General features: G+C 30.6%; 22 protein-coding genes. All 22 read left to right on the forward strand.

From position 1 onward, the window contains the following. The first annotated feature begins 106 nt into the window (after positions 1–106). Entirely contained in the window at positions 107–889 is a 783-nt protein-coding gene (gene spo0A, locus TTHE_RS06555) for a sporulation transcription factor Spo0A (RefSeq protein WP_013297801.1), read from the forward strand. 94 nt (positions 890–983) lie between these two features. After that, complete coding sequence (steA, locus tag TTHE_RS06560) at positions 984–2,105, forward strand: putative cytokinetic ring protein SteA (protein WP_013297802.1); 1,122 nt, start codon at positions 984–986, stop codon at positions 2,103–2,105. Positions 2,106–2,115: 10 nt separating this feature from the next. Next, positions 2,116–3,039, forward strand: a complete 924-nt coding sequence (locus TTHE_RS06565; protein ID WP_013297803.1) for a copper transporter — start codon at positions 2,116–2,118, stop codon at positions 3,037–3,039. After that, positions 3,039–3,713 carry a glycosyltransferase family 2 protein gene (locus TTHE_RS06570; RefSeq protein ID WP_013297804.1) on the forward strand — a complete coding sequence of 225 codons (675 nt, stop codon included), beginning with the start codon at positions 3,039–3,041 and terminating at the stop codon, positions 3,711–3,713. Before TTHE_RS06565 ends, TTHE_RS06570 begins: the two co-directional genes overlap by 1 nt. Before the next feature lie 172 nt (positions 3,714–3,885). Beyond that, complete coding sequence (locus tag TTHE_RS06575; RefSeq protein ID WP_225624128.1) at positions 3,886–4,527, forward strand: MraY family glycosyltransferase; 642 nt, start codon at positions 3,886–3,888, stop codon at positions 4,525–4,527. A 4-nt stretch (positions 4,528–4,531) separates the two neighbouring features. Beyond that, positions 4,532–5,611, forward strand: coding sequence for a DUF3866 family protein (locus TTHE_RS06580; RefSeq protein ID WP_013297806.1), 1,080 nt, complete (start codon positions 4,532–4,534; stop codon positions 5,609–5,611). Positions 5,612–5,783: 172 nt separating this feature from the next. Continuing rightward, complete coding sequence (locus tag TTHE_RS06585; protein ID WP_013297808.1) at positions 5,784–6,308, forward strand: NUDIX hydrolase; 525 nt, start codon at positions 5,784–5,786, stop codon at positions 6,306–6,308. Between the two features lie 15 nt (positions 6,309–6,323). Next, positions 6,324–7,484, forward strand: a complete 1,161-nt coding sequence (locus TTHE_RS06590; protein ID WP_013297809.1) for an endonuclease Q family protein — start codon at positions 6,324–6,326, stop codon at positions 7,482–7,484. Between the two features lie 68 nt (positions 7,485–7,552). Continuing rightward, on the forward strand, positions 7,553–8,179 hold the full coding sequence (gene spoIIM / locus TTHE_RS06595) for a stage II sporulation protein M (RefSeq protein ID WP_013297810.1): 627 nt from the start codon (positions 7,553–7,555) through the stop codon (positions 8,177–8,179). Between the two features lie 62 nt (positions 8,180–8,241). After that, positions 8,242–9,111, forward strand: a complete 870-nt coding sequence (locus tag TTHE_RS06600; RefSeq protein WP_190317028.1) for a tyrosine-type recombinase/integrase — start codon at positions 8,242–8,244, stop codon at positions 9,109–9,111. A 57-nt stretch (positions 9,112–9,168) separates the two neighbouring features. Next, the gene (locus TTHE_RS06605) at positions 9,169–10,314 is read left to right on the forward strand and encodes a D-alanyl-D-alanine carboxypeptidase family protein (RefSeq protein ID WP_013297812.1); all 1,146 of its coding nucleotides are present in this window, start codon (positions 9,169–9,171) and stop codon (positions 10,312–10,314) included. Between the two features lie 105 nt (positions 10,315–10,419). After that, the gene (locus tag TTHE_RS06610; protein WP_013297813.1) at positions 10,420–10,764 is read left to right on the forward strand and encodes an STAS domain-containing protein; all 345 of its coding nucleotides are present in this window, start codon (positions 10,420–10,422) and stop codon (positions 10,762–10,764) included. Continuing rightward, on the forward strand, positions 10,765–11,196 hold the full coding sequence (gene spoIIAB / locus TTHE_RS06615) for an anti-sigma F factor (RefSeq protein ID WP_013297814.1): 432 nt from the start codon (positions 10,765–10,767) through the stop codon (positions 11,194–11,196). 9 nt (positions 11,197–11,205) lie between these two features. After that, a complete protein-coding gene (gene sigF, locus TTHE_RS06620; protein WP_013297815.1) occupies positions 11,206–11,949 on the forward strand; it encodes an RNA polymerase sporulation sigma factor SigF in 744 nt (247 codons plus the stop codon). A 73-nt stretch (positions 11,950–12,022) separates the two neighbouring features. Next, complete coding sequence (locus TTHE_RS14185) at positions 12,023–12,160, forward strand: hypothetical protein (protein ID WP_155812170.1); 138 nt, start codon at positions 12,023–12,025, stop codon at positions 12,158–12,160. Next, on the forward strand, positions 12,151–12,354 hold the full coding sequence (locus tag TTHE_RS06625) for a dodecin family protein (protein WP_013297816.1): 204 nt from the start codon (positions 12,151–12,153) through the stop codon (positions 12,352–12,354). Before TTHE_RS14185 ends, TTHE_RS06625 begins: the two co-directional genes overlap by 10 nt. Before the next feature lie 45 nt (positions 12,355–12,399). Further along, positions 12,400–12,846: a stage V sporulation protein AC gene (gene spoVAC, locus TTHE_RS06630; protein WP_013297817.1), complete on the forward strand. Its 447-nt coding sequence runs from the start codon at positions 12,400–12,402 to the stop codon at positions 12,844–12,846. 13 nt (positions 12,847–12,859) lie between these two features. After that, positions 12,860–13,873, forward strand: coding sequence for a stage V sporulation protein AD (gene spoVAD / locus TTHE_RS06635; RefSeq protein WP_013297818.1), 1,014 nt, complete (start codon positions 12,860–12,862; stop codon positions 13,871–13,873). 12 nt (positions 13,874–13,885) lie between these two features. Then, complete coding sequence (gene spoVAE, locus TTHE_RS06640) at positions 13,886–14,242, forward strand: stage V sporulation protein AE (RefSeq protein WP_013297819.1); 357 nt, start codon at positions 13,886–13,888, stop codon at positions 14,240–14,242. A gap of 156 nt (positions 14,243–14,398) precedes the next feature. Then, complete coding sequence (locus TTHE_RS06645; RefSeq protein WP_099253566.1) at positions 14,399–15,538, forward strand: CCA tRNA nucleotidyltransferase; 1,140 nt, start codon at positions 14,399–14,401, stop codon at positions 15,536–15,538. Continuing rightward, positions 15,535–16,149 carry a site-2 protease family protein gene (locus TTHE_RS06650; RefSeq protein WP_013297821.1) on the forward strand — a complete coding sequence of 205 codons (615 nt, stop codon included), beginning with the start codon at positions 15,535–15,537 and terminating at the stop codon, positions 16,147–16,149. The genes TTHE_RS06645 and TTHE_RS06650 overlap by 4 nt, the downstream gene beginning before the upstream one ends. Next, positions 16,149–16,859, forward strand: coding sequence for a segregation and condensation protein A (locus TTHE_RS06655; protein ID WP_013297822.1), 711 nt, complete (start codon positions 16,149–16,151; stop codon positions 16,857–16,859). The genes TTHE_RS06650 and TTHE_RS06655 overlap by 1 nt, the downstream gene beginning before the upstream one ends. Positions 16,860–16,863 lie beyond the last annotated feature (4 nt).

Consider the following 16,863-nt stretch of genomic DNA (forward strand, 5'->3'; position numbering starts at 1 on the left):
CCCTAATATTTTTATTGTTAAAAGAAGGAAATTAAATTTTTTTGTAGAATATTATAAAGTAGATTTGTTTTTTTATAAAGAAAAAAGGCATAAGGAGGGGCGTTTCTTGTTAAAAAAAATTAAGCTAGGAATTTGTGATGATAATAAGGAATTTGTCAATATCATGGTGGACTATTTATCGTCGAAAGAAAATATTGAGATAATAGGCACTGCAAATGACGGCAACCAAGCAATAAATTTAATACAGAATAATGAATTGGATTTATTAATCTTAGATATCATAATGCCGTATTTAGATGGTATTGGGGTATTAGAGAAACTAAACGAATTAAAAGTAAAAAAGCCCAAAATAATAATACTTTCGGCAGTGGGACAAGAAAAAATTACACAGAGGGCGATAGGCCTTGGAGCAGATTACTATATTCTAAAACCGTTTGATTTGGAATTGCTTTCAAAGAGAATAACAGAAATAATGGAATATCAAACAGATGTAGTTTCAAAAGCTATTATGCCAGTCATAGGAGAGAAAAAATCAGCTGATTTGGAGACTTTGATTACACAGGTTATACACGATGTAGGTATACCAGCACATATTAAAGGCTATTTATACTTAAGAGATGCGATTACATTGGTTATCAGTAATATTGAATATCTAAATTCGGTAACAAAATTATTGTACCCTAAGATAGCAGAAAAATATGAGACGACTCCCAGCAGGGTAGAACGAGCAATTAGACATGCAATTGAAGTTGCATGGAGCAGAGGTAAAGTTGATGTTTTAAATGACTTATTTGGTTATACAATAAATGATGAAAAAGGTAAGCCAACAAATTCTGAGTTTATAGCACTTATCGCTGATAAATTAAGATTAAGTTTAAAGGTGAGTTAATAAAGTACGGTGAGACCTTCACCGTATTTTATTGTTTTACCTTGTTTAAAATTGTGCTATAATAAACAAAGAATAGATGTATGGAGGTTAAACCATGCAAATTACAGGCACAGTTAAAATAGATAAAAAAACGAAAAATCTTGCGAAGCGTATAGGACCTGGCGAAATTGCTGTCATAGATCATGTAGATATTGATGAAATTGGTGCAGAATCTCTAATTGAAAAGAAAATATTAGCAGTAATAAATGCAAATAAGTCAATAAGCGGTAGATATCCAAATTTAGGTCCATCGATTATAGATAAGGCTGGTATACCGATAATCGATGAAGTTGGTGAAGATATATTTGACTTATTAAAAGAAAATGATAGAATCACTATTATAGATAATGAGATATATAAGGATGGAAAATTAATAAAAAAAGGTAAATTATTGACACATGATGTTATTAATTATAAAATGGAGGAGTGCAAAGAAAATCTTGAAGTAGAGCTTGACAAATTTATTGAAAATACGCTTGAGTACGCCAAAAAAGAAAAATCTTTTATTTTAGGTAACATTGAAATACCCGATGTAAAAACAAAATTTAAAGATAGGCAAGCATTAGTTGTTGTTAGGGGCAAGGATTATAAAGAAGACTTATATACTATTAGACAGTATATAACTGATGTAAAACCGATTCTAATAGGTGTTGATGGTGGTGCTGATGCAATACTTGAATTTGGATTGACTCCTGATATTATCGTAGGGGATATGGACAGTGTTAGTGATAAAGCGTTAAAACAAGCAAAAGAAATAGTAGTTCATGCGTATCCTAATGGTAAATCTCCAGGATTAGAGAGAGTAAAGTCTTTAGGTCTTGATGCGCATATCTTTAAAGCTCCTGGAACTAGTGAAGATATTGCAATGCTTTTAGCATATGAAAAAGGAGCGGATCTGATAGTTGCAGTTGGTACACACTCAAGCATGATAGACTTTCTGGAAAAAGGACGAAAGGGAATGTCCAGCACATTTCTTGTTAGGCTTAAAATAGGTTCTAAGCTAATTGATGCCAAAGGCGTAAATAAGTTATACAGAGAGAATTTTAGATTGTCTTATGTTTTCAGCATAATTTTCGCAGCAATGGTTCCACTAAGTGTAATAGCTTATTTTTCACCGCCCATGCAGCAGCTTCTAAAGTTGTTGCAATTGAGGATAAGGCTTTTAATTGGATTTTAGGAGGAGATTTATGAACGTTAATATTAGATACTATGTTTTAACGATAGCAGCAATTTTTATGGCATTAGGTATTGGTATATTTATAGGATTTATGCTTGACGGGCAAAAAGTTTTTTCAGAACAGCAGGATACAATTATAAATCAGTTGGAGCAAAAATTTAAAGACATTCAGACAGAAAATTCTAATTTAAAAGATAATGTTCAGAGCTTAAATAAACAGCTTGACTATATGAATCAGTACAATAAAATAGTATTTCCAGAACTTGTAAAAGGACGTTTAAATGGCGTAAAAGTAGCAATAATAGAAACGAATAATGATTTTATATATCCAGGTTTGCGAAATGCATTGATGAAAGCAGGTGCGACAATTAGTTCAATTACGATATTTAAAGATAATTTAAATAATTTAGATGAGTCTGATAAAACAGATCTGCTTAACAACCTATCTAAATATGGAAATGTTGACAGCAATCATCTTGTAGAAACTCTATCACAGAAATTAACAGATGTTATAATTTCGGGACAAGATGCCGAGCTAATAACATATCTGAAAGATAAAGGATATATTGATTTTACTGGAACACCTGGAAGTACGGATTTTATAGTTTTAGCAGGAGGTAGCAATCTTAAAAATAACAACTTAAATATAGTAGATATACCAATTATAAGGCAGGCTAAGATTTTAAATGTGCCAATTGTTGGAGTAGAGCAAAGTGATGTAAAATACTCTTATATGGACGCATATAGAAAACAGCATTTATCAACAGTTGACAATATAGATACAATCATAGGGCAAACTTCTTTAATAATGGTTATGCAAGGTAAGGATGGAAATTATGGCATAAAACCAGGCGATACATCTATTATGCCAGATTCATTTATAGAGCCAACACAGCAGAATCAAAATAGTACAAATTCAAATGAGGTGAAATGATGTCAGTTAGTGTTTTGATACCTGCCTTTAATGAAAGCAATAGAATTGTTGATACAATAAGAGGAATGGAAAATATAAAGGAAATTGATGAGATCATAGTAGTGAATGATGGTTCAACTGACGATACTGCTGATAAGGCTAAAAAAGCTGGAGCAAAACTAGTCAATATTAAAAATAATTCCGGAAAAGGAAAAGCATTAAAAGAAGGGTTAAAATACGTTAAAAATGATGTGGTAGCATTTATTGATGCAGATGTGGGCTTAACATCTAGGGAGGTAATAAAGCTTATTGAGCCTGTCATAAATGGCGAGGCGGATGTGACTGTTGCAAGGTTTCCAAAAGTCAATGTTAAATCAGGCTTCGGTTTTGTTAAAAGACTTGCAAAATATGGGGTAAAATTGTTAACAGGCTGTGATTTTGACTCAACACTATCTGGACAGAGGGTGTTTAAAAAGGAAGTACTTGATAAAATAAAGAGATTTTACAGCGGTTATGGAATAGAAGTTGGTATGACAATTGATATTCTAAATATGGGATATAAAATTAAAGAAATTGACGTTGATATGACTCATTCTGTTACCTTAAGAGACCTTAAGGGTTTTATTCATAGGGGCAGGCAGTTCATTGATATTTTAAAAGTGCTTTTCATAAAGGCTTTTTTTAAGGACAGGTGATAATGTGGCTTCCTTATTCTTTTTTACTATTTCTTTATTATTAATGACAATAATACAAAAATTTATTTTTCAAATTTTAGACAAAGATGTTTGTTTAAAACCAAATTATAAAAAAATTTTAATTCCCGTTTGTGGTGGTATTGCATTTGTACCAACAATTTTTTTTAGCAGTATGATTTTAACATTAATTGGTTTCTATGACAGTAAAATGCCTATTTATTTGCTTTCGATAATTTTGATGTCTTATGTTGGATTGATTGATGATTTATTAGGAGATCGAAGTGTAACCGGATTAAAAGGACACATAAAATCATTGCTTCATCTAAAATTAACTACCGGTGGTCTAAAAGCGATAACTGGGCTTATTGTATCGTTATACATAAGTATAAATTTAAGCAACAGAATAATTGATATATTGGTAAATACAATAGTAATATCATTATTTACTAATTTTTTAAATTTACTAGATTTAAGACCAGGAAGAGCATGTAAAGTATTTTTATTTTTCTCAATATTATTTTTAATAGCGGGTTCAGGAGGTCCACAGCTTTTGATGATAGTTTTAGGTTCAGTGATGGCTTTTTTGCCGCTGGATTTAAAAGGAAAGATTATGCTTGGCGATACTGGTTCTAATATTCTAGGGCTTACATTAGGAATATCAAGTGTTTTGTTATTTAATTTCAATGTGAGATTAATTATAATGATATTCTTGATTTTAGTTCACTTTGTTACTGAAAAATATTCTTTAACAAAAATAATTGAAGGGAATAGATTTTTAAATTTTTTAGATATGATTGGCAGAGGACGTGACTAATAAAATGATTTTTATCAATAAAGGGATTGTGAAAAATATTATATCAAGAAGAGATGATATCAGTTTTGTGGAAATAGATGTAGATGGAGTTACAACGAAAGCAATTAATTATAATGAGATTACTGGTGAAATAAATGTTGATGATGTAGTATACATAAATCAAACAGCGAGAAATTTAAATTTAGGCACAGGGGGCTATGATTTTGTAATTTTAAATACAAAATATGATAATATTAATTCTCAAAAGATTGGACATATAATGAAATTACGATATACGCCCATGCAAATTAATGTATTATCGGTGGAAGAACAAGATAGCCCATATCATGATATGTTTAACAATTTTAAAGACTTAGATGGTATGCCGGTAATCGTTGGTGAACTTCATAGCATGTTAGCTCCAACAGCGATAGTTTTAAAAAAATTAAAGCCATCTGCAAAAATAGCTTATATAATGTCTGATTCAGCCTGCTTACCAATTTCTTTCAGCAATACGGTTAGTTATTTAAAAGAAAAGAATATCATAGACAGTACAATTACTATGGGACATGCATTTGGTGGTGACTTTGAATCTGTCAATATTTATTCATCATTGATATGCGCTAAAGAAATTGTAAAGAGTGATGTAGCCATTGTGGCCATGGGACCCGGTATAGTTGGAACGGGAACAAAGTATGGTTTTTCTGGAATAGACCAAGCCAGTATAATAGATGCAATAAATAAGCTAAAAGGAAACCCAATTTTGATACCACGAATTAGTTTTAATGATAAAAGGAAAAGACATATTGGTATAAGTCATCATACAGTTACTGTAATTGAGCTATTGAATAGCTCTTGTAATATGATTATACCTACATTAAAAAATGAAAAACAATTGATTTTGGAAAAACAATTAAAAGAAAACCATGCATTTGATAAAGTTAATAAATATTTTATCGATCCTAAAATTGCTAGTGATATTTTATTGGGAGTAAAAGATTTAAAATTTACAACAATGGGAAGAACAATCAATGAGGAAAAGGAATTTTTTGATGCATGTGGTGCGGCGGCAATTTATTGTTCTAAATTACTTGGAATTGATTAATTCGTTAAATGTTTTGTATTTTAAAGAAAGTTCATTGAGCAATTTGATAAGCTCATAAAACTTTCCTTTAAAATAAATTTTATTTTCATATATAATCATTAAATTCATCTCCTTTGTTTTTATATTATGTAATTAATGTAAAAAATATTCTTTATAGAGAGGGTTGTATAAAATGGATTTAAATGAGCCAACTAAAAATTCGAATACAATATTTTCTGGTAGAATAATAAATCTAAGGATTGATGATGTTGTATTACCAAATGGAAAAGTTGCAAAAAGAGAGATAGTGGAACATGGAGGTGGCGTTTCTATATTAGCTATTAATAAAGATGGTAAAATAATAATGGTGAAGCAATATAGGAAGCCTGCCGAAAAAGTGTTGTTAGAGATACCAGCAGGGAAATTAAATATTGGAGAAAAACCTGATGAATGTGCAAAAAGAGAACTGATGGAAGAAACAGGCTATATAGCGAAGGAACTAAAACATCTTTTTTCGTTTTATCCATCTCCAGGTTTTTCTACTGAGGTTTTGCATTTATATTTGGCAAATGATTTGGAAAAAGGTACGCCTCATACAGATCCTGATGAATTTTTAAATGTTTATGAGTACAGCGTTGATGAAATAAAAGAAATGATTGAAAATGGTTTAATAGAAGATGCTAAAACACTTATAGCGCTGTTGTATTATATCAAATGAAAAGAGGTATATAAATTGTACTACAATGCTGATTTACATGTTCATTTGGGAAGAACGAAGAATGGAAAACCTGTAAAAATTACTGCCTCACCTAGTTTGACAGTAGAAAATATATTTGAAAAATGCATAGAAAAGGGTATAGATATTGTAGGTATCGCGGATTGTGCAGTACCCGAGATTTTAGAAGAGTTAGATGATTTGGCTAAAAATGATGTACTAAAACAGTTAGACGGGGGAGGGCTGATATACAAAGAAAAGATTGTTTTACAATTGGTATGTGAGATAGAGGTCGGTGGTGAGTTAAATGGTTCACCACATTTATTATGTTTCTTAAAAGACATTGAATCCATGAGAGCTTTTTCTAACATATTATCTAAGTATATCAGCAATATAAACTTAAGTACACAGAAATGCAGGCTGAATAGCGTAGAAATATTAAAGATAGCAAAAGATTTCGATGGATTTGTTGTGCCTGCTCATGTATTTACGCCGTATAAAAGTTATTATGGAAGTACGACTGATAGATTAAGTTATATCTTTGAAGAATATTATGATGAAGTCTTTGCTGTAGAACTTGGTTTAAGTTCTGATACATATTTAGCTGATATGCTTAGTGAATTAAGCTACAAAGTTTTTTTAAGCAATTCAGATGCTCATTCGCTGCAAAAAATAGGAAGAGAATTCAATGTTTTTGACTTATCATGTCCTAACTTTGAAAGCATAAAAATGATGCTTAAATCTAGAAGCGGTATCATAAGAAATTATGGTTTAAATCCTGCATTGGGTAAATATCACAGGACATTTTGCCTTGACTGCTGTAAGATTTCGAACACAAATCCTCCTATTCATAAGTGTGCGTATTGCAACAGTGAAAATGTAGTATTTGGTGTTTTAGATAGAATATATGAAATAAAAGATCAAAAAATGTCGCATCCTACTTTTAGACCGGAATATATCTATCAAATTCCATTAGAATTTATACCTGGTATTGGTTCTATAACAATGAAAAAGCTTTTTAACGAAGTTGGAAGTGAGATATATATTTTACATGAAGCACCTTTTGAGCAATTAAAAGAATGTATAGGTGAAAAATTGGCAAAGAATATTATAGATGCAAGATATGGAAATATAAAAGTAAAAGCAGGTGGTGGCGGCATTTATGGTAAAATAATTTGAGCTAGTCATATTGTCCTTCTTCCAAGCATAAATTTAAATATAATTTAAGGCAGGAGGAGGACATTGCCTTGCAGGTTTTAAAAGAAAAAATTTCTAAACATATAAAAGATAATTCTATACTATATATAATTATTTTAATGTCTTTTATGATTGGAATAGCGTCTGGCTCTTTTACAATAAATACATTAAATGATATACAGAAAGAAAATATGATGAAATATATAGATAATTTTTATGTAATAATCAGTCAAATGAAAATAATTCCTATTGAAGTATTTAAACAATCTGTATTAAATAATTTTGAAACAACTTTTGTGCTTTGGTTACTTGGTGCTACGATTATTGGAATTCCTTTTATATTTCTCGTTGTTGGAATCAGAGGATTTTTATTAGGGTTTTCTATTGGTTTTTTAATTAACCAGTTTAAATACAAAGGTATTATATTTACCTTAATTGCCATATTACCACAAAATATTTTAGTTTTAATTTCATTATTTTTTATTTCAGCAACCTGTATAAATTTTTCTATGTATATATTAAAAAACCGAAGGTTTAATGTTAATGACTTATTCTCTCAATTTGTCACGTATACACTCATAATATATTCTGCTTTTTCATTGATGATAGTAGGTGGTGTATTTGAAGCTTATATAACACCAAATATTTTATATTTATTAAAAAATATTATTCAATAAAGATGAAGGAAAATTAAAAGTTTTGTTGAATATTTATTATATCAAATATAATAGGGGTAATGTTGATGGTAAGTGTTGTACAAGCTTTTATTGATTATCTTAAAAACGATAAAAAGTTAAGCGATAATACTGTAGATTCATACAAAAGAGATATTATACAATTCTTAGAGTATTTAGAAAAAATTAATATTGGATGTTTTGAAGTTAAAAAGGCTACGATTATTAATTATATGAATTTGTTAAAACATAAGAACAGATCACAAGCGACTATCTCAAGACATCTTTCATCTATAAAATCATTTTATCAATATTTATTCATGAATAGATTAATTGATGAAGAACCTGCATATACTTTAGATGCACCGAAAATAGAAAGAAAAGTTCCTGTAACATTGTCTATTGATCAAGTTGATAAATTATTATCATATGAATTTGAGAAAAGCGAAAAAGGTTTAAGAGATAAAGCAATAATAGAAGTTCTATATGCAACAGGTCTAAAAGTATCAGAATTAATATCACTGCGCATAGATGATGTTAATCTTAATTATGGTTACATATATTGCAAAAGTGCAAAAGAAAGATTTATACCAATTGGCGAATCTGCAGTAGATGCACTTCAAAATTATATGTCTGTAAGGAAAAATATTAAAAATAATGACCATCTCTTCTTAAATATGAGAGGTGAGGCACTAACTCGCCAGGGGTGTTGGAAAATTATAAAAGAGTACACAGATATAGTAAATCCGGGGTTTGATATAACTCCTAGCATACTGAGAAGATCTTTTGCCAAGCATTTGTTGGAAAATGGGGCGGATATAAGAAGTGTACAAGAAATGCTTGGATATAAATCTGTCAATTCAAATGAATTAATATCATTAATTTCAAAATCAAAGATTAAAGAAGTATACAAAAAGTCACATCCGCGTGCATAAAAATTTCAGAATAATTATCCCTCCTTAAGATAAAATAATTTTAAGAGGAGGGATACAATGCTGAAAAAGATAATTTCATTTATCTTGATATTTACATTGATTTATACAATAATAACAGAAGATATTGCATATGCTGATAATTTTGATCTTAAATCTAAGTCAGCCATTCTTATGGATGCAAGTACGGGAAAAGTATTGTATGAGAAAAATAGCCATGAAGAATTACCTCCTGCAAGTGTTACTAAAGTAATGACAATGCTTTTAGTGATGGAGGCATTAGATTCTGGCAAAATTAAGACTACTGACAAAGTTGTAACAAGCGAGCATGCTTTTGACATGGGAGGAACACAAATATACTTAGAAGTCGGTGAAGAAATGACAGTAGACGATTTATTAAAGTCTGTCGCTATGAATTCGGCTAATGATGCTTCAGTAGCATTGGCAGAGTATATCTCTGGCAGTGAAGAAAAGTTTGTAGAAGAGATGAATAAACGTGCAAAAGAACTTGGAGCAAAAAATACTAATTTCAAAAACGCTTCAGGGCTACCTGAAAAGGATCATTATACTTCTGTTTATGATATTGCATTAATTTCAAGAGAACTTGTTAAACATAAAGGAATATTTAAATATTTGACAGATAAAATAGATTCAGTTAGAAATGGAAAATTTAGTTTAGCAAATACTAACAAGCTATTGTGGAGATATCAGGGAGCTGATGGAATAAAAACTGGTTCTACTTCAGAAGCTTTGTATTGTTTATCTGCAACAGCAAAAAGAGGAGATACTCGATTTATAGCAGTAATATTCGGCGCACCAGATTCTAATACAAGATTCAAAGAAGCTTCAAAGCTTTTAGATTATGGATTTGCGAACTTTGAAACGAAAAAAGTAGTTGAAGCAGGAAAAATTTATGGTACAGTAAAAGTATTAAAAGGAGAACAAGATTATATAAATGCAGTTGCTAATACTGATGAATATGTCTTGTTGAAGAAAGGGGAAGCTAAAAATATAAAACAGGAAATTATCATAAATAAATATGTAGAAGCTCCAATTAAAGTCGGTGCTAAAATCGGAACAATTAAAATCTACGATGGAAATAATCTGATTAAAACTGTGTCTTTGACTTCTAATCAAAATGTTAAAAAATCGAATATATTTGATAATTTGAGAAAAGTTTATAAATCATGGATTGAAAAAAACTAAAAGCTTATTCGCTTTTAGTTTTTTTTGTATGTTATATAGAAAAATATAACAAAAAAGGAGGATATTGAGCTGTTATGTAGAATATATATAAATGGAGGGATAAAAATGGATATAAATTTTATGAAAAAAAATGATATCTTAATAGCTAAAGTAAAAGGAGAATTAGATCATCACACCTCAGATATTTTTAAAGAATCTATAAACAACGAATATCAAAAAGGCTATAAAAATATTATACTAGATTTAAAAGATTTAAATTTCATGGACAGCTCAGGCATAGGTATGATTCTTGGAAGGTATAAGATGGTAAAAGATAAGCATGGTACATTAGCAATTGTAGGAGCTAATTCACAACTTTTCAAAGTTATAGAGTTGTCTGGAATTTTAAGAGTTATAAACTGTTACAAATCAATAGAAGAGGCTATTAATAGCATGCAAAGGGGGATATAAATGAGCTATTCAAATAAAATGGAATTGAAATTTTTAAGCAAGTCACAAAATGAATCTTTTGCACGAACAGTTGTCGCTGCTTTCGCTGCTCAGTTGGATCCTACAATTGAAGAAATTGCAGATATTAAAACGGCTGTTTCTGAAGCTGTGACAAATTGCATAATTCATGGATATGAAAATAAGATAGATTATATAATTTTAAAAGCGGAGATAGAAGGCAACAAATTAATAGTAGAAGTTATTGACAATGGAGTTGGAATAGAAGATATTGAAAAAGCCATGGAGCCTTTATATACAACGAAACCTGACGAAGATAGATCGGGAATGGGTTTTACAGTTATGCAGACATTTATGGATGAATTAGAAGTTGAGTCGGAAAAAGGCAAAGGTACCAGAGTTAAAATGGTTAAATACATCAATACAAATAAATGAGGTGCTGCTATGATAGAAAAAGATAGTGAAAGGAATGAAGATGTAAATGAACTTATAAGAAAATCTAAAAATAATGATAAATTGTCGCTGGAAAAGTTGCTAAAGGAAAATAGTGGTCTTATTTGGAGTATTGTAAAAAAGTTTTCTAATAGGGGATATGAAGCAGAAGACCTCTATCAAATTGGGTGTATAGGATTTGTTAAAGCTATAAATAAATTTGATGAGTCATATAATGTAAAACTGTCTACGTATGCAGTTCCCATTATACTAGGCGAAATTAAAAGATTTTTAAGAGATGATGGTCTTATAAAAGTGAGTCGGTCATTGAAAGAGCTGTCGAATAAAGCTTATTATATAAAAGATGAATTAGAAAAAGAATTAAATAGAGAACCAACTATTCAAGAAATTGCATCAAAACTTAATGTATCAGCCGAAGAAATTGCGATGGCATTTGAATCAACAGCAACTGCTGAATACCTGTATGACAATTCACAGCACAGCGAAGATGATAACATGCTTTTAATAGAGAAAATAGGCAGCGAAGATAATGAGTATGATATTGAAGACAAACTTGCACTGAGAATGGTTCTTAAAAAATTAGATTCAAGAGAAAGACAGATTATAGTTCTGAGATATTTTAAAGATATGACGCAAACTGAGGTGTCAAAGATTCTTGGAATATCGCAGGTGCAAGTATCAAGAATTGAAAAAAAAGTGTTAAAAAAATTAAAAGAACAACTTCAAGAAGTGTAAAATGTGTTACACTTCTTTTTTGTATTAAAAAATATATATTTTCACATAATATTATTGTGTTGAGGTGTTACAAATGAAGAAGTTCATAATAATAATTTCTATTGTTTTTTTAACACTATCTGCAATTTACTTTTTAAAATATAATACAACAAAAAAAGTACCTGATAGTGCAATATTAGTTTATTTAAAGGAGGAATTAAAATGGCTGTAGTAAAAATCTTAAATGTAGTTGGAGATTCAACAAAAAGTTGGGATGATGCTATACAAAATGCAGTTGCAGAGGCGGCAAAGACGGTTGACAATATTTCAGGAATAGAAGTGTTAAACCAAACTGCCAATGTAAAGAATGGCAAAATTGTTGAATATAAAGCTAATATACAAATAGCATTTAGAGTGGATAGATAAATAGTGGGCAACCATAGAAGGTGCCCACTAAATGGAGGTGTAGCAATGGAGAAGGATGTTAAAAAACAACAGGAATACAAAGATATTGCCCAGAAATATGAACCTAAGCCAACATTGATAAAAAATATTATATGGGCTTTTGTTGTAGGGGGATTAATATGTGACATTGGGCAATTTTTTCTCAATTTGTTTGTCTCACGTGGCATGAGCCCTGAACAAGCAGGTACTCCTGTTGCAATCATAATGGTTTTTTTAGGTTCATTTTTAACTGGAATAGGCATTTACGACGATATTGGGCGCTTTGCAGGTGCAGGTTCAGTTGTGCCTATAACAGGCTTTGCAAATTCAATTGTTGCGCCAGCGATGGAGTTTAAAAGAGAAGGCTACGTGTTTGGCGTTGCTTCTAGGATGTTTAATATAGCTGGACCAGTAATTGTTTATGGTGTTGGAACATCAATTGTTGTAGGACTGGTGTATAATTTTCTGAAATAAAGGGTGATAAACTATGGCGCAGAAGAAAATGGGTTTACAAACTGTTAAATTTGTAAATCCGCCATCTATAATATCTTCAGGTACTATAGTAGGTCCTAAAGAAGGACAGGGACCTTTAAAAGACTATTTTGATATGATTTTAACCGATGACACTTATGGTGAAAAGAGTTGGGAAAAAGCAGAGTGTAAAATGTTTCAGGATTCAGTTAATTTAGCTTTAAAAAAAGCAAGTTTAAATATTAACGATATAGATTATTTAATAGGAGGAGATCTGCTAAATCAAATAATCACTTCTAGTTTTGCTGCAAGGCAATTTAATGTACCAACATTCGGTTTATATGGAGCTTGTTCTACAATGGCAGAAGGACTGTCAATAGGTTCTATGCTAATAGACGGCGGTTTTGCAGATTATGTAATTGTAACAACATCAAGTCATTTTTCTACTGCAGAAAGGCAATATAGATTTCCTTTGGAGCAAGGTGTACAAAGGCCATTTACGGCACAGTGGACAGTGACAGGTTCAGGCTCATCACTGTTATCTTCTACTGGCAGTGGTCCATATATAACACATGTTACTACTGGAAAAGTTGTGGATTTAGGGATGAAAGATGCTAATAATATGGGCGCTGCGATGGCACCTGCTGCAGCCGATACCATAATAACACATTTTAACGATACTGGTTTTACTATAAACGACTATGATTTAATAATAACAGGCGATATGGCAAGAGTGGGAAAAAGCATTTTAATGGAGCTACTCAATAAAGACGGTTTAAATATAGAAGATAAATATAAGGACTGTGGAATAGAAATATACGATGAATCGCAGGATGTGCATTCTGGTGGTAGTGGAGCTGGATGTTCGGCAGTTGTTTTAAATGGATGGCTGTTGAGTCAGATTAAAAATGGAACTTTTAACAGAGTTTTGTTTATAGCAACAGGTGCGCTATTGTCCCCCACAAGTACACAGCAAGGAGAGTCAATACCTGGTATAGCACATGCTGTTACTATTTCAAGATACACATAGGAGGCTGGTATAATGGATTATATACGTGCTTTCGTTGTTGGGGGATTAATATGCGTTATTGCTCAAATACTGATGGACAAGACAAAGTTAACGCCTGCTAGGATTTTAGTTCTTTATGTAACAATTGGTGCTATACTAGGTGGTTTCGGAATATATAAAAAATTAATAGATTTCGGTGGCGCAGGTGCAACTGTACCACTTTTAGGCTTTGGAAATTCGCTAGCACAGGGTGCGATTAAAGCAGTAAAAAAAGACGGGATTATAGGTGCTTTTACAGGAGGATTGACAGCGACGGCTGGAGGTATTTCGGCAGCAGTTTTTTTTGGCTATTTATTTTCAATAATATTTAATCCAAAAACAAAGAAATAAGTTAAGAATGTATAATTTATTCCTTAGCATAATTCTAATGATTATGCTTATTTTTTTATCTAAATATGATATAATAATTTAAGTATAATTGCTAGAAAGAAGGGTTTTTATATAGAGAAGGATATACTTTTAATTCTTAGAAAAGTATCAGAAGAAATGGGTGTCAAATCTTATATAGTTGGAGGATATATTAGAGATAAGATTCTGAATTTAGAAAGCAATGATATAGACATTACAGTTGAAGGTGATGGAATAAGATATGCATTAATGTTAAACAAAATTTTAAATGGGAAAATTGAAATACATGAAAAATTTAAAACGGCAAAAATACAAGCTGATAAATACACATTTGATGTCGTTTCAGCAAGGAAAGAGTATTATACTCATTCTGGAATTTTGCCTGATGTAGAATTAGCAGATATAGTTGAGGATATCAAAAGAAGAGATTTTACTATTAATATGCTGGCATTTGATATAAAAGAAGGCATGATAATTGATTTATGCAATGGTCTAGATGATATTAAAAATAAACTAATTAGAGTTGTACATGATAAAAGTTTCAATGACGACCCAACGAGGATATTTAGAGCATTAAGATACAGCGTTAGATTAGATTTTAAATTAGAACCACATACTGAACTTTTGCTAAAACAATCAATTGCTAATGGTGATTTTGACAATCTTTCAACAGATAGGATTATGAATGAGATTTATTTGATTTTAAGCGAGAAAAATCCCGAAACCATTGTGAAATTAATGAAGCATTATAGAATTGATGAAAAAATATTTGATGGGATAAAAATTAATATTCGAAATTTGAATACATGCGTAAGATGTGGCGATCTCTTATTGTACAGATTTCTTTTATTTTTTTATAATGTTAAAAAGGATGATTTAGATTATTTGAATGAAAAATTCAACTTTAAACGTCAATATACTAAGGGATTATCAGATCTTATTGAGATTAAAATGAATTTATACACATTAAAAGATGATATAGTAGCGTACAATTTATTTAAAGACAAAAAAATCGAGGCAATAAATGCGATATATACAATGGAAGGTGAAAATATTAAAAAAATTGTTGATAGGTATTTTGAAGTGATTAGATCTTTAAAGTTAGAAATAAACGGTGATGATATAAAGGAGTTAGGACTGAGGCCGTCGCCTATATACAAAAAAATATTGGACAATATTTATTATGACAAAATATGTGGCAAAATAAGAAGCAAAGAAGATGAGTTTGAACGACTAAAACAGTATGTGGAAAAAGTTAAACGAGGTGAAAAAATATGAATACAATATTAAGCTATTTAATAAGAATACCGGCCTTGATAATTGCTATGAGCTTCCATGAGTTTAGTCATGGATATGTAGCTGATAAACTTGGTGACCCGACCCCTAGGCAAAATGGCAGATTGACATTGAATCCACTTGTACACATAGATCCTTTGGGATTACTAATGTTATTTGTCATATATTTTGGATGGGCAAAGCCTGTACCGATAAATCCGTATTATTTTAAAGATAGGAAAAAAGGAGTTTTATATGTTTCTTTGGCAGGACCTCTCTCAAATGTCTTTCTGGCATTTATAACGCGAATTTTAATGGTTTATTTTGAAAATGTACCGATAGTTGGACTTTTTTTAAATGTATTATATCAGTACAATTTAGTTTTTGCAGTATTTAATATAATTCCTGTTCCACCATTGGACGGGTCAAAAGTTTTATGGAGTCTTCTTCCACAAAAAGAAGCATATATTTTTTCACAGTATGAGCAATATGGACAGATCGCATTACTTCTACTACTATTTACTGGAATAATAAATGTTGTAATGACACCGTTGATGATGGGTTTGGACAGGGTAATTTCTACAATAATTTTATTTCCGTTTGGAGTGGGATAATGTACAAAGTAAAAATTAAAACTTTTGAAGGTCCATTTGACCTTTTATTTCATCTAATAGAAAAGAACGAAATAGACATTAAAGACATTCCTATAGCCAGTGTTTTTGAACAATACATGGAGTACTTGAATGCAATGCAAGAAATGGATTTAGATATAGCTACTGAATTTATTTTGATGGCAGCGACGTTACTTGAGATAAAATCAAGTATGCTTCTGCCAAAAGCGCAGCTTGAAGGTAAGCAATTGGAGTTAGATGAGGCAGACCCTAGAGAAATACTTGTAGAAAGGTTAATTGAATATAAAAAATATAAGGTTGTCGCAAATAAATTAAAAAGTTCAAATGTGTATGGGTTTAAATTTTTTAGAGAAGAACCTGAAATAAAATACATTGATAAATCATTATTACTTAAATACTCTGCTGATGACTTAAAAAAAGCTTATATTAAGATTTTGAAAAGGTCAAATAGCGATGTAATTCCAATTAAATATACAAAAGACCAATTTACAGTTGAAGATAAAATTAAGGAATTCCTTAAAAATTTAATCGTTACACCAATTATGAAGTTTAGCGAGTTTGTATTTAATCGACACAAGGTGGAAAAAGTAGTTTCGTTTATGGCACTTTTGGAGCTTGTCAAATTAAATAAAGTTGTAGCAGAACAAAAGAAAATATTTGGAGATATTATTATAAAAAAACTAAAGAGGTGAAAAA

It is taken from the genome of Thermoanaerobacterium thermosaccharolyticum DSM 571, assembly GCF_000145615.1.
Lineage (GTDB): Bacteria > Bacillota > Thermoanaerobacteria > Thermoanaerobacterales > Thermoanaerobacteraceae > Thermoanaerobacterium > Thermoanaerobacterium thermosaccharolyticum.

What these genes read in the sequence shown, in the direction of transcription:
- steA (WP_013297802.1), top strand. Translation starts at nt 984, where the DNA reads ATGCAAATTACAGGCACAGTTAAAATAGATAAAAAAACGAAAAATCTT.
- TTHE_RS06565 (WP_013297803.1), top strand. Translation starts at nt 2,116, where the DNA reads ATGAACGTTAATATTAGATACTATGTTTTAACGATAGCAGCAATTTTT.
- TTHE_RS06570 (WP_013297804.1), top strand. Translation starts at nt 3,039, where the DNA reads ATGTCAGTTAGTGTTTTGATACCTGCCTTTAATGAAAGCAATAGAATT.
- TTHE_RS06575 (WP_225624128.1), top strand. Translation starts at nt 3,886, where the DNA reads ATGATTTTAACATTAATTGGTTTCTATGACAGTAAAATGCCTATTTAT.
- TTHE_RS06580 (WP_013297806.1), top strand. Translation starts at nt 4,532, where the DNA reads ATGATTTTTATCAATAAAGGGATTGTGAAAAATATTATATCAAGAAGA.
- TTHE_RS06585 (WP_013297808.1), top strand. Translation starts at nt 5,784, where the DNA reads ATGGATTTAAATGAGCCAACTAAAAATTCGAATACAATATTTTCTGGT.
- TTHE_RS06605 (WP_013297812.1), top strand. Translation starts at nt 9,169, where the DNA reads ATGCTGAAAAAGATAATTTCATTTATCTTGATATTTACATTGATTTAT.
- TTHE_RS06610 (WP_013297813.1), top strand. Translation starts at nt 10,420, where the DNA reads ATGGATATAAATTTTATGAAAAAAAATGATATCTTAATAGCTAAAGTA.
- spoIIAB (WP_013297814.1), top strand. Translation starts at nt 10,765, where the DNA reads ATGAGCTATTCAAATAAAATGGAATTGAAATTTTTAAGCAAGTCACAA.
- sigF (WP_013297815.1), top strand. Translation starts at nt 11,206, where the DNA reads ATGATAGAAAAAGATAGTGAAAGGAATGAAGATGTAAATGAACTTATA.
- TTHE_RS14185 (WP_155812170.1), top strand. Translation starts at nt 12,023, where the DNA reads ATGAAGAAGTTCATAATAATAATTTCTATTGTTTTTTTAACACTATCT.
- TTHE_RS06625 (WP_013297816.1), top strand. Translation starts at nt 12,151, where the DNA reads ATGGCTGTAGTAAAAATCTTAAATGTAGTTGGAGATTCAACAAAAAGT.
- spoVAC (WP_013297817.1), top strand. Translation starts at nt 12,400, where the DNA reads ATGGAGAAGGATGTTAAAAAACAACAGGAATACAAAGATATTGCCCAG.
- spoVAD (WP_013297818.1), top strand. Translation starts at nt 12,860, where the DNA reads ATGGCGCAGAAGAAAATGGGTTTACAAACTGTTAAATTTGTAAATCCG.
- spoVAE (WP_013297819.1), top strand. Translation starts at nt 13,886, where the DNA reads ATGGATTATATACGTGCTTTCGTTGTTGGGGGATTAATATGCGTTATT.
- TTHE_RS06645 (WP_099253566.1), top strand. Translation starts at nt 14,399, where the DNA reads ATGGGTGTCAAATCTTATATAGTTGGAGGATATATTAGAGATAAGATT.
- TTHE_RS06650 (WP_013297821.1), top strand. Translation starts at nt 15,535, where the DNA reads ATGAATACAATATTAAGCTATTTAATAAGAATACCGGCCTTGATAATT.
- TTHE_RS06655 (WP_013297822.1), top strand. Translation starts at nt 16,149, where the DNA reads ATGTACAAAGTAAAAATTAAAACTTTTGAAGGTCCATTTGACCTTTTA.